Source organism: Priestia sp. BR_2 (genome assembly GCF_041954005.1).
In the GTDB taxonomy this organism is placed as follows: Bacteria; Bacillota; Bacilli; order Paenibacillales; family Paenibacillaceae; genus Paenibacillus_AQ; species Paenibacillus_AQ lautus_A.
Genome location: NZ_JAVFHM010000228.1, coordinates 1 through 579, shown reverse-complemented (window position 1 = coordinate 579; position 579 = coordinate 1). Strand labels below are relative to the sequence as shown.

1 tRNA gene and 1 rRNA gene are annotated in these 579 nt (G+C 54.2%); both read right to left on the bottom strand.

Going from position 1 to position 579, the window contains the following annotated elements:
• Nucleotides 1–8: 8 nt before the first annotated feature.
• Nucleotides 9–84 (bottom strand) — tRNA-Ala (locus RB298_RS18025).
• Nucleotides 85–182: 98 nt separating this feature from the next.
• A 16S ribosomal RNA gene (locus RB298_RS18020) occupies nucleotides 183–579 on the bottom strand; the annotation flags it as partial.

The window sequence follows — 579 nt, the reverse complement described above, 5'->3', positions numbered from 1 at the left end:
AATTGATTTGGTGGAGCCAAGGGGGATCGAACCCCTGACCTCCTGCGTGCAAGGCAGGCGCTCTCCCAGCTGAGCTATAGCCCCTCAAATTCCATCAAAACTGAACAAATGAAAGCACGTCGTGGTTGACTTCTTGCGAAGGCAATTTGAATGTTTCCGCTGCGGGAAACGATTCTCCATAGAAAGGAGGTCACCCAGCCGCACCTTCCGATACGGCTACCTTGTTACGACTTCACCCCAATCATCCACCCCACCTTCGGCGGCTGGCTCCCGTAAGGGTTACCCCACCGACTTCGGGTGTTGTAAACTCTCGTGGTGTGACGGGCGGTGTGTACAAGACCCGGGAACGTATTCACCGCGGCATGCTGATCCGCGATAACTAGCAATTCCGACTTCATGCAGGCGATTTGCAGACTGCAATCCGAACTGAGACTGGCTTTTATAGGATTGGCTCCACCTCGCGGCTTCGCTCTCCGTTGTACCAGCCATTGTAGTACGTGTGTAGCCCAAGTCATAAGGGGCATGATGATTTGACGTCATCCCCGCCTTCCTCCGGTTTGTCACCGGCAGTCATTCTAG